Raw genomic sequence first — 16,818 nt, 5'->3', positions numbered from 1 at the left:
ACGACCTTTGGGTTATGAGCCCAACGAGCTACCAACTGCTCCACCCCGCAATATATCTTAAAACAATTTGTTGTCTTTGTTATTGCGGCTGCAAAAATAGAGGATTTACCTGAATAAACAAATTTATTGAATGGTTTTTTTGAAGTTTAATTTTAAAGATGAGCCTAAGTTGTATGGATTCAGATAAATGTAGGTTGAAAGATTTTCTTCATTTTTGTTTCGTCTATTGAGCTTTATCAGGCTATAACATAAGAAAACCGGTTTGCTCGTTTGCAAACCGGATTCTCAATAACCTAAACCCAAATCTATGAAAAAAATCTATTCGTTCATTTTGCAATAATGCTGTCAAAAAAAGCATTTGTCAAGATAAAAAATGTGAAAAATGAAGACAAAAATTAAATGCTCTTCATTTCATTAAAAGATATATTCTAAATCAAGTGTTTTTATAGATGTCAAGGTCAGCTATAATTCTTACTTTTGTGCTCAAATTATAAAAAGTAATGAGTAAAATACAACATACTGAGATTGGTCAATTAGGTGAATTTGGTTTGATTCGTCATTTGACTAATGATATAAAACTAAAACAAAAGACTACAATAAAGGGAGTTGGAGATGATGCTGCGGTGTTGGATTTGAAGAAACAGCAAACGGTTGTTACTACTGATCTGTTATTGGAAGGTATTCATTTTGATTTAACCTACACCCCATTGAAGCATTTAGGATATAAAGCAATAGCCGTAAATGTGAGTGATGTGTATGCGATGAATGCTACGCCAGGTCAGGTTACGGTGTCAATTGGTGTAAGTTCTAAGCTGTCAGTTGAAGCTTTGGAAGAATTGTATGAAGGTATTTATGCTGCTTGCGATTACTACAATGTTGATTTGATTGGAGGGGATACATCATCTTCTTTAACCGGATTAACAATTTCGGTGACTGCTATAGGTGTTGCTGATAAAAAGAAGCTGGTTTATCGTAACGGGGCCAAGAATAATGACCTGATTTGTGTATCAGGTGATTTGGGTGCTGCCTATATGGGTTTACAATTGCTGGAAAGAGAAAAAAGGGTTTATGCTGGTAATCCGAATGTGCAACCTGATCTTTCGGGCTATGATTATATCTTATCCCGTCAGTTAAAACCTCAGGCTCGTAAAGATATTATCGAGTTTTTAGATGAGATTGATGTTAAACCCACGTCTATGATTGATATCTCAGATGGTTTATCAAGTGAGATCAAACATATCTGTTCTCAATCTAAAACAGGATGTAGATTGTATGAAAATAAAATTCCAATTGATCCAACTACTTCGATGCTTGCTGAAGAAATGGGGATGAATCCTTTGGTGGCAGCATTGAATGGTGGTGAAGATTATGAATTGCTTTTTACCATCAGTCAGGATGATTACGAAAAGTTTGCCGGAAAAGAAGGAGTAAATATTTACCTTATCGGTCATATAACTGAAGAAAGTAAGGGGTGTTACCTTGTTACCAATGCAGATCAGGAAGTTGAGTTGCAGGCACAAGGTTGGAATCCATTGAAAAAATAATTTAGGAAGGTAGCTGTAGAGTAATGATCTGCAGCTTTTTTATGGATGTACTTTTACATCCGTGTTTTCCTTTATATATTTACGCTTTAACCCAATTTAGATGTACGAATACATAAGCGGAAGAATTGCTGAAGCCAGTCCGGCTCATGTTGTAATTGATGTCAATGGCATAGGTTATTTACTAAATATTTCGATAAATACATTTTCGCGATTAGAAGGTAAAAGTGAAGCACAGTTATTTGTGCATGAAAATATTCGTGAAGATGCCTTTCAATTATATGGTTTTGCTGATCCTTCGGAAAGGGAACTGTTTCGCCACCTGATTTCAGTATCCGGTATTGGAGCGAACACTGCTCGCATGATGTTATCATCATTAACACCGGATGAATTAAAGGGAGCCATTTTAACCGGAAATGTCAATCAAATAAAGGGAGTTAAAGGTATTGGTGCAAAAACTGCTCAGCGCGTCATTGTTGACTTGAAGGATAAGTTAGGTAAAGAGCCGCTTGATCAGAAAATATTTGCCGAACAAGACAATACTATACGCGAAGAAGCGTTATCTGCTTTAGTAATGTTAGGCTTTGCAAAGAATAGTGCCCAAAAAGCAGTCGACAAGATTTTGCAAGAAAACCCTTCGGCAAAAGTTGAAGAGGTTATTAAACAGGCACTTAAAATTATGTAAGTAAAAGAGGGAACTGATCATCTTTGAAAAAAAATCTACGAAATAGTATTGCGGTATTAACCATAATCGGATTGATATGGGTAGCTGGTGCTACGCCTGTTACTGAAGATTATGATCTTTCATTGCCGGAGAATTGGGAGCAGCAACCCGATTCACTCGATTTAAAGTATCCGATTGTCGATAAAAGCGGGATTCCATATCTAGAAAAAGAAGAAGAAAAAGGATTGGATCTTCAGGATCCTGATAATGTTGAATATTACACCGAATATGATTACAAAACAGGTAAGGTAACCATTTATCGCAGAATGGGTGATATCAATGTTAAGTTGCCTTACACCATGACCTTGGAAGAATATATGGATTTGGATACTCGAAAATCCATCATGTCTTACTGGCGAACCAAGCAAGCCGAAGATTCACAAAATTATGGTCAGAACTCAATCTTTAACAAGATTTGGAATAATGTTGGAGGTGAGGCTTTTGAAGGAATCTTTGGGAGTAACAGTGTGAATGTGCGATTGCAGGGAATGGCCGAACTAAAAGTGGGTATTCAACGCACAAAGATAGATAACCCTACCTTACAGGAGCGTTTGAGAAAAACAACAACTTTTGATTTTCAGGAAAAAATTCAAATGAATATCTCCGGTACCATCGGAGAAAAAATGAAGTTGGGTGTTAATTACAATACCGAAGCAACTTTTGATTTTGAGAACCAGATCAACCTGGAATACGAAGGGGATGAGGATGATATCCTTAAAAAAGTAGAAGCAGGGAATGTTACCTTGCCATTACCCGGAACATTAATCACGGGTAGTCAGAGTCTGTTCGGGGTTAAAACCGAAATGCAGTTTGGTAAGCTGACAGTCACCAGTATTTTCTCTCAACAGCGTGGCGAGACATCAGTGATTAATGTAGAAGGTGGAGCTGAAACACAGGAGTTTGAAATTGAAGCTATTGATTACGATCGTAACCGACACTTTTTCTTAAGTAAGTATTTCAGGGATAAATACGACAACGCACTGAAGCGCCTGCCAACAGTGAATAGTTCAATAAATATTACACGCGTTGAAGTTTGGGTAACTAACCGCAGAAGTGACGTAACAGAATCGCGTAATGTGGTTGCCTTTGTCGATTTGGGTGAAAACAGGACTGCCGCAGCACAGCCTGATTTGTGGAATGCTCAAACTGGTGTAGCGCCATCTAACGGTGCTAACGAGTTGTATTACCAAATGAGTGAAGGTTCATTTGCCGGAACCCGCGATATTAATAATGTCACTTCAACACTTGCATCTGTTGGTAGTAGTTTCTCCAATGCTGTACATTACGAAAAGTTAGAAAATGCCCGAAAACTGGCGTCAACAGAATATACCCTTCAGGCTAAATTGGGATATATCTCTTTGAATACGGCATTAAATGCCGATGAGGTGCTCTGTGTGGCTTATGAGTATACCGATGCTGGTAAAACATATATGGTGGGTGAATTTACAACCGACCAGAATGAAGCAGAAAAAACGCTATACACAAAATTACTGAAGGGTACTAACCTTTCACCAACAATGCCAACCTGGGATTTGATGATGAAGAATATTTATTCATTAAATGCCTACCAGGTGAATAATGAGAATTTTATTCTGAATGTTACCTATACCAACGATAGTACTGGTAGCGATATCAATTATTTCCCTGATGGTGGAGAAGGTCTGAATGGTCAGCTATTTATTCGTTTGATGAATCTGGATAACCTGAATTCCAATAACGATTATCAACCCGATGGTCTTTTCGACTTTGTTCAAAACTTAACCATTAACGCAAGTAACGGGCGAATTATCTTTCCTGTATTGGAACCTTTTGGTAGTAATTTAAAGAGTAAGATAAACAATAGTGCCCTGGAAGATAAATATGTATTTCAGTCGTTGTATGATAATACACAAACAGTTGCTGAACAGGATGCTTCGCGTAATAAGTATAAATTAAAGGGGCGTTATAAATCCAGTTCTGGATCGGAGATCTCTTTGAATGCCATGAATATACCTGAAGGATCGGTAATTGTAACGGCAGGAGGGATCAAATTAACCGAAAATACAGACTATACTGTTGATTATACTTTAGGAAGGGTTCGAATCATTAATCAGGGTATTTTATCTTCCGGAACACCCATTCAGGTTAGTCTTGAAAATCAATCATTATTTAACCTTCAAACAAAAACACTGGTTGGAACTCATTTGAATTATCAATTCAACGAGAATTTCAACATTGGAGGTACCTTGATGCATTTGAGTGAGCGACCATTGACGCAAAAAGTAAACATTGGTGATGAGCCTATTTCCAATACGATTTGGGGATTAAATACTTCTTATTTTACCGAGTCAATGGCCATTACCGAGGCTTTGGATGCGTTGCCTCTGATTCAAACCAAGGAGAAATCGAGTATCACATTTGAAGGCGAATTTGCTCAATTAATTCCGGGTCACTCAGGTGTGATTGGAGAAACGGGTACAGCTTATCTGGATGATTTTGAAGGCACACGTATCTCTTATGATATGCGTAACTGGACAGCCTGGCAGATGGCAAGTGTACCACAGGGACAGGCTATTTTCCCAGAGGGGGAATTGATAGATAATATTAATGCAGGTGCCAATCGCGCTAAATTTGCCTGGTATAGTATTGATCCTTTGTTTTTAAGAAAAGATAGTCGTACACCTCAGCATATTAAAGATGATGAGGAGCAAAGGATGAACCACTTTGTGCGTGAAATCTATGAGCAAGAACTTTTTCCAAATCGTCAGACTGCATATGGTCAGCCAACAAATATTTCGGTATTAAATATATCGTACTATCCAATGGATCGGGGTCCTTATAACTTTGATGCTGGAGATGCCGGTATTTCAGGTGTTTCAGCTGGTGTTAACTACGATGGAACTTTAAAGGAACCGGAATCGCGTTGGGGTGGTATGATGCGACCTATTGACGTCAATGACTTTGAAGCTGCCAATATTGAATATATCGAATTCTGGATGATGGACCCATACGTTTATGATGATGGGGCTGAAGACAATAGTGGTACCATTTATTTTAACCTGGGTAACGTTTCTGAAGACATACTTAGAGATGCCCGTAAATCATTTGAACAAGGATTGCCGGGTCCCAATGAAGAATTTGATGTTGACAGCACTGCCTGGGGATATGTATCCCGCAAACAGGATTTGGTGAATGCATTTAGTAACGATCCGGCGACTCGTCTGGCTCAGGATGTTGGATTGAACGGAATGGATTCAGAAAGAGAGCTTTCGTTTTACACTGACTTTGTTCAGGAAATTCAATCAATGGATTTGTCAGATGAGGCTAAACAAGCCATCTTAAGTGACCCGGCAACGGATGATTTCCAATATTTCAGAGGTTCAGCTTTGGATGAGGCCAAGGCAAGCATTTTAGAACGTTATAAAGATTTTAATAGTCCTGAAGGAAACTCAAGACCTTCGGAATATTCAGGAGAGACTTATTCAACGGCTTCCAAGGCTTTGCCGGATGGAGAAGATATCAACCGAGATAATACTTTAAGTGAGTACGAAAGTTATTATCAGTACGAGGTGCCAATTTCGCGATCAACAATGGAAATAGGTTTGAATAAGTACATTGTGGATAAGCGTGAAGGTGATGTTGAAGATAAAGGAAAAAGAACGGTAAACTGGTATCTGTTCCGTATTCCTATTCAGGATCCGGATGACAATATTAATGAATTATCAGATCTCCGAAGCATACGTTTTATGCGTATGTTCATGAGAGGATTTAAGGATACCATTCATCTTCGTCTAGCAACGCTGGATCTTATTAAAGGAGACTGGAGAAAGTATCAGGGAGAATTGAATGATGATATAACTGTTGAATCTAATGCCACTTTTGAAGTTTCAGCTGTAAATATTGAAGAGAACTCAGAAAAAACACCCGTCAACTATGTGCTACCTCCAGGGGTTGACCGTGTGATTGATCCTGCCAATCCTCAATTACGTGAGTTAAATGAGCAGGCATTATTGTTTAAAGTTCAGGATTTGGGAGGCGGTGACGCTCGTGCTGTTTACAAAACCATGAACATGGATATGAGGCAATATAAGCGTTTGAAAATGTTCGCGCATGCCGAAGCTATTGAAGGTGAATATTTACTGGATAATGAGATGGTGGCTTTCATCAGGTTAGGAAGTGATTATAATACCAACTATTACGAATATGCTATTCCGCTGAAGCTTACACCTGAAGGTGATTATGGTGAAAGTTATGATGAAAGACGTATCGTTTGGCCTGAAGATAATGATTTCGATTTTCCTTTGGAATTGCTACAGGCTGTTAAGTTAAAGCGAAATGATGAAAGGAGAGTAGAAGGTTCAGATGTAACTCTGTCAACCTTATATACTTCGCCAGACCCTGATAAACCCACGAACTTTGTAACTGTAAAAGGTAATCCTAACCTTGGTAATGTGCGTACTTTTATGATGGGAGTTCGTACCCGGGGATCGCAGTCTAAATCGATAGAAGTTTGGTTTAATGAATTAAGACTAACCGATTTTGATGAAGATGGAGGATGGGCTACCAATGCCCGTATGTCGGTTAAACTGGCTGATTTGGGTAATGTGTCATTAGCCGGTAAAACCAGTACGGTCGGTTGGGGAAGTATTGATCAGAGTGTTCAGGATCGTAGTCAGGAAGATTTTTACCAATACGATGTGGCTACCAATCTTGAGTTAGGTAAGTTACTCGGACCAGAGTCGCGTTTGAGTGTACCTTTTTATCTTGGTTATTCAAAAGCTGTGACCAGTCCAAAGTATTATCCTCTTGATCCGGATATTCCTTTAGATGTGGCACTTGATAATGCAGATAGTGAAGAGGCTCGTGATTCAATTAAAGATATGTCGCAGAGTGTTGTAAAACGCAAAAGTGTCAACTTTACCAATGTGCGGTTGAATCCAAAGAAAGATAAAGTTCAGTTTTATAGTCCTACTAACTTGTCGGCTACCTATGCCTACAACGAAACTAATTCGAGGGATATAGAAACAGATCATCTCACCGATAAGAGCTATCGTGGAGTATTGGCATATAACTATAATACCAAACCAAAGGCAATTGAACCGTTTAATGGTATTAAAAGCAATGCCTTGGCGTTAATCCGCGATTTTAACTTTTATCTTTTACCAACACAGTTTTCGTATCGTTGGGAATTAAACAGAAACTATCGCGAACAATTGTTGCGAAATAATACCGGATCAACCTATGCGCCTGAGCTAACTGTTTCAAAGGATTTTGACTGGAACCGTTATTTCGATATGCGTTATAATATTACCAAGTCGTTAAAATTAAGTTTCAGAGCAACAACCAATGCTCGTATTGATGAGCCTGAAGGAGCTGTTGACAGGAACTACGACAGAGATGCTTATGACGAGTGGAAAGATCAGGTATGGAGAAATATTATGAGTATGGGTAGAACAACTACCTATCAGCATAATTTGGATGTGTCATACACATTGCCAATAAATAAATTCCCATTACTTGACTTTACCAATGCTAATCTGCAATACAGGGCTACCTACCAATGGGAAGCACAACCTTTGTATGCCGATGATGCCGATGCATTGGATTGGGGTAACACTATTTCCAATTCAAATACCATACAAGGTAATGGTCAGTTAAACATGACAACTCTATACCGAAAAGTGCCTTATTTGAATGAATTGGATAAGAAATACAGATCGTCCAGAAATTCATCTAATAAAAACGGTAAACGAACGGTTCGCTTTAATGATACAAAAATTGCGTTGCAAGAAAAGGTGCCCTATGTGATAAATCACAAACTTAAAACCGAAGAGGTTTCTGTTCGTGTTTTTGACGAAAAAGGTCGTCCTCTTAAAGGAGAAGTAAATGTATTAGGGAAAAATAAAGTTGAGTTTATACCGGAGAAAGGTTCAGAATCATCGCGTGTGATGGTAACCGGAACCATTGTAGATAATACAACACCTTTAAATATTGTACTTGACTACACATCATTGTTGCTTACATCGGTTAAAACGGCTACTATTTCATATTCTGAAAACAATGGTACTATTTTACCAGGATATACCCAGGATGCTGGATTTATGGGGACTGCCGGTGGTTTTACGGCACCGGGCACGCCTTTTATTTTAGGGTGGCAAGATCCTGATTTTGCTGTACGTGCTTCTCAAAATGGATGGCTTACATCAGATGAGTCGATGGTGAATCCTTATGTTATGAGTCATCGTGAAGACTTTTCAGTTAAAGTTAGCCTGGAACCAATTAAGGGATTGAGGATTGATTTAAATGCCGATCGCAGTTTCTCACGAAACAAGAATGAGTATTACATTGGAGGTACAAGTAATGCAAGTGGAAGAACAGAAAACGGTAGCTTATCGATGAGTTTTAATGTTTGGCGAACAGCATTTACAGAAATTGATAAGACCGGTAATCTTAATTCTGAAATATTTGATGAGTTTAAAAATAACCGTGTAATTGTAGCTCACCGTTTGGGATATTCAGCAGATGAAGTGAACCTGAATAAACAGGATGTATTAATACCTTCTTTCCTTGCTGCCTATTCGGGTAGAAGTGCAAGTTCTATTTTTACAGAAACATTCCCTGGCTTATCCCAGATTAGCCCTAACTGGAGAGTTTCATATGACGGTTTATCGCGTGTGAAACTTTTCCAAAAAGTAATTAAATCGTTCGATATTTCGCATGCTTATCGTTCAACCTATAATATGGGATCATATATTTCTCAAACACCAGAAACAGAATTCGGATCTATTATAGCATATGATATCAATACAATTACGGTTTCAGAACAGTTTAATCCATTAATTCAGTTTAATGTTACATGGGTTAATTCAATTACAACACGTGCCGAGATTAAAAAAGCCAGAACCCTTAGTTTAAGTATGGGTAATAACCAGGTAATTGAAACCTACAATGATGAAATTGTGATTGGACTGGGTTATCGCTTTGATAAGATGAATTTTATTTTTGGAGATAAATCGGTTAGTAATGATTTAAACATCCGTGCTGATGTTTCTTTCAGAGATAATGCCAGTATCATTCGAAAGATTGAAGAAGAATATAATCAGCTAACATCGGGACAAAAAATTACTTCTGTAAAAGTTACAGCTGATTACGCATTAAGTGATAGGTTTAATATGCAATTGTATTACGATACGAATGTTAATAATCCATATCTTTCATTGTCTTATCCAACAACCAATACAAATTTTGGAGTTAGTTTCCGTTTTTCACTGGCGCAATAATCACTTTAAAAATATGATTTTTATTAGGCTTTAAATAGTCCTTTATTTGTTAATGGTTAGTAAATCAGTATTTTAGTGAGTTTGTTTTGAGGAATTAAGAAAATAGAATTATTTGCTTCGTAGAATTTCTTTAATAAATTATTTACATTTGAGAAATAGTAATTTTAAACAACTACTTTAATGAATATTCCTGATAACCTAAAGTATACAAAGGATCACGAATGGATTCTTGTTGATGGTGATATTGCAACTGTTGGTATCACTGAGTTTGCACAAGGAGAACTTGGCGACATAGTTTTTGTTGAAATCGAAACAGAAGGTGAAGAGCTGGAAAAGGAAGAGGTTTTCGGTACAATTGAAGCTGTAAAAACAGTGTCTGACCTTTATATGCCAATCACAGGTAAAGTAATCGAGATTAACCCTGATTTGGAAGATCAACCTGATTTGGTTAATAAAGAACCTTTCGAAGGTGGATGGATGATTAAAATTGAAGTATCAGATTCTGCAGAATTAGATAGCTTGTTATCTGCAGAACAATACAAAGAATTAATTGGTTAATCGATACCATAACAATAAAAAAAAAGCGGCTAATTGCCGCTTTTTTTATGCCTGAATGAGTTAGTCTCTGTCAGGATAATATCCTTTAATAATACCTCTTTGTGAGTTGCGCACAAACAGAATTATCTCATCGCGTTCTTTAGAGGCAGGAAGCTCAGCTTCGATGCGTTCAATGGCATCAGAGTTGTTTAATCCCATTTGGAAAAGGTATCTGTAAATATTTTGAATATCACGGATTTGATCGTTTGTATAATTACGACGACGTAAACCAATTGAATTTACTCCTGCATAAGAAATACGCTCACGGCCTGCTTTTACATATGGAGGAACATCCTTACCAATTAAGGTACCACCTGCAACCATAACATGCGCACCAATGTGAACAAACTGATGGATAGCCGATGTTCCACCGATAATTGCCCAGTCGTCAATAACAACTTCACCGGCAACCTGAACAGCATTGGCTAAAATAACATTGTCGCCAACAATGGCATCATGAGCAATATGTGTATAAGCCATCAATAAGCAGTTGCTTCCAACCACTGTTTTTCCTTTGGCTTTTGTACCACGGTTCACAGTAACACATTCTCTGATGGTTGTGTTATTACCAATTTCAGCTGTGGTTTCTTCTCCTGCAAATTTTAAATCTTGGGGAACCGCACCAATAACTGCACCAGGAAATATGTTACAGTTTTTTCCAATTCTTGAACCTTCAAGAATGGTAACATTTGATCCAATTGTAGTACCTTCTTCAATAACAACATTTTTATCGATGGTTACAAATGGTTCAATAACCACATTAGGAGCAATTTTTGCTTCAGGGTGGATATATGCTAATGGTTGTTTCATTTGTTATTTGTTTATTGCGTCATTTTTGTCAAAAAGACCTGAACGATAGCTGATTATTTAATGTCTTTATTTTTTATTACCTGAGCAACAAATTCACCTTCCGATACAATGGCATCACCTACAAAGGCTGTTCCTTTCATGTTGGCCATTCCTCTTCTGAATTCGCTCATCAATTCAAGTTTGAATATAAGGGTGTCTCCAGGTACTACTTTTTTACGAAGCTTTACATTGTCAATTTTTAAGAAATAAGTACTGTATGCACTAGGATCGTCTAATTGACTAAGTACAAAAATTCCTCCAGTCTGAGCCATTGCTTCGATCTGTAAAACAGCCGGCATTACAGGTTCATTTGGAAAGTGCCCCACAAAGAAAGGTTCGTTCATGGTCACGTTTTTAATACCCACGATTGATTTTTCGTTAAGTTCAATAATTTTATCAACCAACAAAAACGGGGGGCGGTGAGGTAACATACTTTTGATATCATTGATATCATAAATAGGTTCCTTATTCACATCGTAATTTGGAGTTTCTGGTCGAAGAGCTCTTTTCTTGATCTCCTTGCGAATCAGTTTTGCAAACTCTGTGTTGGCCATGTGACCCGGGCGAGTAGCAATAATACGTCCTTTAATTGGCATACCACAAAGAGCCAAATCACCAATTACATCCAATAATTTATGGCGGGCTGGTTCGTTAGGATGAACCAACTCAATATTATTTAAAACTCCTGTAGGTTGAACTTCAACTCTTGGCTTGTTGAATAAATCAGCCAGGTTGTCAAGCTCTTCCTGCGAAATTTCTTTGTCGATAATGATAATCGCATTGTCCAGATCACCCCCTTTGATAAGGTTATTTTTTAAAAGAGGTTCCAGTTCATGCAGAAAAACAAAAGTTCTACAGGCACTTACTTCTTCTTCGAAATCATCCAATGAATCGAGTGTTGCGTATTGATTTGCCAGTAATAAAGATTTGTCAAAAGAAATTCTTACATCTGCACTGAATTCATCATCTGGAAGTGCAACGATTTTTATCCCTTTCTCCTGGTTTTCATACACCATCTTTTCTTTAACAATGAAGTACTTTCGTTCTTCATCTTGTTCTTCTGTACCTGCTTCTTTGATTGCTTGTACAAAATATTTTGCACTACCGTCAAGTATTGGTACTTCCGGACCATCTACCTCTATAAGGCAGTTATCAATTTTAAATGCAACAAGAGCAGATAAACAGTGCTCTATGGTGCTTACAGTAGCATCTCCTTTAGCCAAAACAGTGCCTCGTTGAGTCATTGTTACATTATCAGCCAAAGCATCAATTACAGGTTGTCCTTCCAAGTCAACCCTTTTGAATTTATATCCGTGATTGGCTGGAGCTGGATGTATAGTAAGATTTACATTTGCTCCCGTATGTAAGCCAGTGCCACTAAGGTTTATCGCTTTTTTGAGTGTTTTTTGCTTTTCAACCATATTTCTAATCTACTCTTTCAAACAAAATACTAAGCATTATTTGCTTGTTGTAATAACTCGTCAATTGCTTTTTTCAATTCAGGTAATTTTCTGAATAGAACGTATGCTTTATTGAAATTCATTATTTCCATTGAAGGACTGCCCAGGTGGATGGTATCTTCTTTTTTAATGGATTTAGATACTCCTGTTTGTGCTCCTAATTTGGTTTTATTGGCAATCTGTATATGTCCGGAAATACCTGTCTGACCTCCGAACATACAATCTGCTCCGATTTTTGTTGAGCCTGCAATGCCTGACTGAGCTGCAATAACAGTGTTTTCACCTATTTCAACATTGTGAGCAATCTGAACCAGATTATCCAGTTTAACACCCTTATTAATAACAGTAGCACCCATGGTGGCTCTGTCAACAGTGGTGTTGGCACCTATTTCAACATGATCTTTTAAGATAACATTGCCAATTTGTGGTACCTTCTTATATTCATTATTGGCAGCCGGGGCAAAACCAAAACCATCACTTCCGATGACAGCACCGGCATGTATAGTACAATGATTGCCTATTATACAGTTTTTATAAACTTTAGCACCCGGGAAGAGTGTGGTGTTATCGCCAATCTTTACATTATCGCCTATATATACCTGAGGATGAATTTGAACGTTGTTTCCAATCTGAACATTTTCACCAATATAGCTAAATGCTCCTATGTAGGCAAAGTCACCAATTTTAGCAGTAGCATCAACAAAGGATGGTTGCTCTACTCCGGTTTTCTTCGGTTGACTTTGTTCGTACATTTCCAGTAATTGAGCAAGTGCCTGGTAGGCATCAGGTACTCTGATTAATGTAGTTGTAATATCTTTTTCTGCAACAAAAGAGTCGTTTACAATAACAACATCAGCTTTTGTTTCATAAATATAGTGCGTGTATTTGGGATTGGCCAAAAAAGTTAATGTTTCAGGTTTTCCATCTTCTATCTTCGAAACATTTTTAACAATGGCGTCTTGATTTCCTTCAACTTTGCCATTTAATAATTCTGCAATCTGACCTGCTGTAAATTTCATTTAATTCTTTGGTTTATGAATACTTGCCACATTGGAAGGCTAGTTTTCAATGCGTAAAAATACGCTATTATTTTGGCTTTGTATGTAAAAATTTGATGCAAAGCTAGTAAATATATTGACTTTAAAAAATGTAAACTTTTGAGTGATCTGTCTATGAATGAACGGATTTTGGATGGCAGAGGTAATGTTTTGTAACTGTTTTACCTAATACCGAAATATTAAGCATGTCAGATGCCGAAGCGATATCTTTTATGCTACCATCACTAAATAATATATTGATGCGATCATCGTTTTTACTGTATGCATTATTGGAAATATGATTTGCAATTACAAAGTAGTCTGCGTCATCCATATTTGTCAACTGCATTTGATCTGCAACAGCTTTTTTTAATTCTTTTATTTGACTGGCTTTAATAACTGTATTGGAAAAGGTGACTCTGAATAATTTTCTTCCAACAAAATTGGTTGCCAGATTGGACAGAATTTTATCCGGATGAGAAGTCCAGACTTTTATTGAACTCATAATATCATCATCATCCAGCAACGAAAAATGCTGAATTATCTCTTTTTGTGTCTGAAAATCATCAATGGTTGGTTTCTGCTTCATAAAAAACAACAGGTGGGGTGGAGCAAATAACTCTTTTCCTTCAGAAACCAGCTGGCGGGCACGTTTTAAGATATGTATCAACATTTGCTCGGCAGCCAGCGCTGTTTTATGAAGGTAAACCTGCCAATACATCAGACGGCGGGCAACCAGAAATTTTTCAATGGAATATATTCCCTTTGATTCAATTACCAGTGAATCATCATGAATATTCAACATCTTAATAATACGATCAGATCCGATTACGCCCTCTGAAACACCGGTAAAAAAACTGTCGCGTTTTAAGTAATCCAGTCTATCCATATCTAATTGGCTTGATACCAGTTGATGAAGGAATTTTTTATGATACGTGTTATTAAATATCTGAAGTGTCAAATCCAACTGATTGTCAAACTCTTTATTAAGCTCTTCCATCATCAGTTTAGAGATGTCTTCATGGTCAACTGCAAGTAATGTGTTTTCCAGAACATGACTAAAAGGGCCATGACCAATGTCGTGCAATAAAATTGCAGCATGAACGGCTTTTGATTCTTCATCGGTAATCTCATGACCTTTTGATCGAAGAATGTCAACTGCTGAATTCATCAGATGCATTGCCCCCATAGCATGCTGAAATCGGGTATGCATTGCCCCTGGATAAACAAAATGAGTAAGGCCTAATTGCCTGATCCTTCTCAAACGCTGAATATAGGGGTGTTCCATTAAGTCGTATATGATGTCGAAAGGCACCTTTATAAATCCATAGACCGGATCATTTATTATTTTTCTTTTGTTTCCTGTTGACATTTCTTAAATGGGGTTGAGTCCAAATTATTTGATTGGGGACGCAAGATACAAAATAGCTGCTTGTATTGTAGTAAAAGATGCTTTAAACCTTTATTTATGCACATGAAAAGGTAAAATGATTTATTGAGTAATTTATTATTATTTATCAGGTCTTCTAATAAGTTTGGAATAATACTGATTAATAGTTATCTTTGCGGAGATTTACCGAAAAAAGGTATAGGGGACGATTGTAGTCCCCTATTTTATTACACTTAAAAAATGATTGATCCAACATTAATTGAAAATATTGTCACTGCCAAATTCAATGAAGATGATATCTTTATCGTCGAATTGGCCGTTCGTCCAGGCAATAAAATTGTCTTGGTTATCGATAGCGACAATGGTATTCCTATCAGTTATTGTATTGAGGTAAGTAAATTGATAGATTCGCAATTAGATCGTGAAGTGGAGGATTTTGAGTTGGAAGTGTCATCGGCAGGTATTGGTCAGCCATTTAAGGTAACGCGCCAGTATCATAAAAACATCGGCAACGATGTGGAAGTGCTTACGGCTGATGGTGCCAAAGTAAAAGGTAAATTAACGACAGTTGCAGAGAATGGCTTTAGTGTGGAAGTAGAAGAAAAAGTGAAGTTGGAAGGCAAAAAGCGTAAAGAATTGCAAGTGCGTTTGATTGATTTTAAATTTGATGAGGTTAAACAGGTAAAAGACATTATATCTTTTTAAATATTCCGAGGTATGGAAAATATTAATCTGATAGATACGTTTTCAGAGTTCAAAGAATTAAAGAATATTGATCGTGCAACCATGATCAGTGTTTTGGAAGATGCATTTCGAAGTGTTTTAATCAAGAGATTTGGAACAGATGAAAACTTCGATGTAATCATTAATGATGACAAAGGTGACTTTGAGATATGGCGTAACCGCGAAGTTGTTAAAGATGAAGATCTGGAAGATCCAAACTTGCAGATTTCTTTAACAGAAGCAAAGAAAATTGATGATGATTACGAACTGGGTGAGGAAGTAACTGATGAAGTTAAATTCCTTGACTTTGGTCGTCGTGCAATTTTGAGTCTTCGACAAAATTTGTCGGCTCGTATTTTGGAATTGGAAAAAGATAATATCTATCACAAGTATAAAGATCGCATTGGTGAAATTGTTACCGGAGAAGTTTATCAGATCTGGAAGCGCGAAATTCTTATCATTGATGATGAAGGAAATGAACTGATTTTGCCCAAGGCTGAGCAGATCCCTTCTGATTTCTTCCGTAAGGGAGATAGTGTAAGAGCGGTTGTAATTCGCGTTGAAATCCGTAACAATAATCCTTTGATTATTCTTTCCCGTACATCACCAGTCTTCCTTGAAAGATTATTCGAGTTGGAGGTACCCGAAATTTTTGATGGTTTAATTACTATTAAGAAAATTGTTCGTGTACCAGGTGAGAGAGCTAAAGTGGCTGTTGAATCATATGATGAAAGAATTGATCCTGTTGGAGCTTGTGTGGGAATGAAAGGTTCACGTATTCATGGTATCGTACGTGAGTTAAGAAATGAAAATATTGATGTAATAAACTATACAGCCAATACACAGTTATTTATTCAAAGGGCATTAAATCCGGCTAAAATCACAAATATTAAGATTTTAGAAGACGAAGGTCGTGCTGAGGTTTATTTGCGTCCTGAAGAAGTGTCATTGGCTATTGGTAAAGGTGGTTTAAATATTCGATTGGCTGGTCAGTTGACTGGTTATGAGTTGGATGTATACCGCGAGGTTGATGAGGATGATGAAGACGTTAAGTTGGATGAATTCTCTGATGAAATAGAAGCTTGGATTTTGGACGAATTAAAAGCGATTGGATGCGATACTGCAAAATCAGTACTGGATCTTTCATTAGAAGATTTGGTTAAACGTACTGATTTGGAAGAAGAAACCATTCGTGAGATTAGGGGCATATTAAGCGCTGAATTTGAATAATTCGCTAT

General features: G+C 37.3%; 10 protein-coding genes. 6 read left to right on the top strand and 4 right to left on the bottom strand.

Annotated features, from left to right (window positions below):
- Window positions 1-500 precede the first annotated feature (500 nt).
- The 4 genes from thiL (at window position 501) to gcvH (ending at window position 10,082) form a co-directional block, all read left to right on the top strand.
- Window positions 501-1,544: a thiamine-phosphate kinase gene (thiL, locus tag ACRD62_RS02030; protein WP_430818450.1), complete on the top strand. Its 1,044-nt coding sequence runs from the start codon at window positions 501-503 to the stop codon at window positions 1,542-1,544.
- A gap of 100 nt (window positions 1,545-1,644) precedes the next feature.
- Window positions 1,645-2,226, top strand: coding sequence for a Holliday junction branch migration protein RuvA (gene ruvA, locus ACRD62_RS02025; protein ID WP_430818449.1), 582 nt, complete (start codon window positions 1,645-1,647; stop codon window positions 2,224-2,226).
- A gap of 23 nt (window positions 2,227-2,249) precedes the next feature.
- Window positions 2,250-9,524 (top strand): T9SS outer membrane translocon Sov/SprA, encoded by a 7,275-nt coding sequence (sov, locus tag ACRD62_RS02020; RefSeq protein WP_430818448.1) that lies wholly within the window; start codon window positions 2,250-2,252, stop codon window positions 9,522-9,524.
- 180 nt (window positions 9,525-9,704) lie between these two features.
- The gene (gene gcvH / locus ACRD62_RS02015) at window positions 9,705-10,082 is read left to right on the top strand and encodes a glycine cleavage system protein GcvH (protein ID WP_430818447.1); all 378 of its coding nucleotides are present in this window, start codon (window positions 9,705-9,707) and stop codon (window positions 10,080-10,082) included.
- Between the two features lie 60 nt (window positions 10,083-10,142).
- Here the strand turns inward: gcvH and lpxA are convergent, their stop codons facing one another.
- The 4 genes from lpxA to ACRD62_RS01995 all read right to left on the bottom strand — a co-directional run bounded on the left by lpxA (window position 10,143) and on the right by ACRD62_RS01995 (window position 14,839).
- A complete protein-coding gene (gene lpxA, locus ACRD62_RS02010; RefSeq protein WP_430818446.1) occupies window positions 10,143-10,931 on the bottom strand; it encodes an acyl-ACP--UDP-N-acetylglucosamine O-acyltransferase in 789 nt (262 codons plus the stop codon).
- A gap of 53 nt (window positions 10,932-10,984) precedes the next feature.
- On the bottom strand, window positions 10,985-12,391 hold the full coding sequence (locus tag ACRD62_RS02005; protein WP_430818445.1) for a bifunctional UDP-3-O-[3-hydroxymyristoyl] N-acetylglucosamine deacetylase/3-hydroxyacyl-ACP dehydratase: 1,407 nt from the start codon (window positions 12,389-12,391) through the stop codon (window positions 10,985-10,987).
- Window positions 12,392-12,420: 29 nt separating this feature from the next.
- Window positions 12,421-13,449 (bottom strand): UDP-3-O-(3-hydroxymyristoyl)glucosamine N-acyltransferase, encoded by a 1,029-nt coding sequence (gene lpxD / locus ACRD62_RS02000; protein ID WP_430818444.1) that lies wholly within the window; start codon window positions 13,447-13,449, stop codon window positions 12,421-12,423.
- 151 nt (window positions 13,450-13,600) lie between these two features.
- Window positions 13,601-14,839 (bottom strand): HD domain-containing protein, encoded by a 1,239-nt coding sequence (locus ACRD62_RS01995; RefSeq protein ID WP_430818443.1) that lies wholly within the window; start codon window positions 14,837-14,839, stop codon window positions 13,601-13,603.
- A gap of 258 nt (window positions 14,840-15,097) precedes the next feature.
- Here ACRD62_RS01995 and rimP point away from each other — a divergent pair, with 258 nt between their 5' ends.
- Entirely contained in the window at window positions 15,098-15,562 is a 465-nt protein-coding gene (gene rimP, locus ACRD62_RS01990) for a ribosome assembly cofactor RimP (protein ID WP_430818442.1), read from the top strand.
- Window positions 15,563-15,574: 12 nt separating this feature from the next.
- A complete protein-coding gene (gene nusA / locus ACRD62_RS01985) occupies window positions 15,575-16,810 on the top strand; it encodes a transcription termination factor NusA (protein WP_430818441.1) in 1,236 nt (411 codons plus the stop codon).
- Window positions 16,811-16,818: the final 8 nt, after the last annotated feature.

It is taken from the genome of Carboxylicivirga caseinilyticus, from assembly GCF_050589785.1.
GTDB classification, from domain to species: domain Bacteria; phylum Bacteroidota; class Bacteroidia; order Bacteroidales; family Marinilabiliaceae; genus Carboxylicivirga; species Carboxylicivirga caseinilyticus.
The sequence above is the reverse complement of the archived record's forward strand: the minus strand, read 5'-3'. Positions and strand labels throughout refer to the sequence as shown.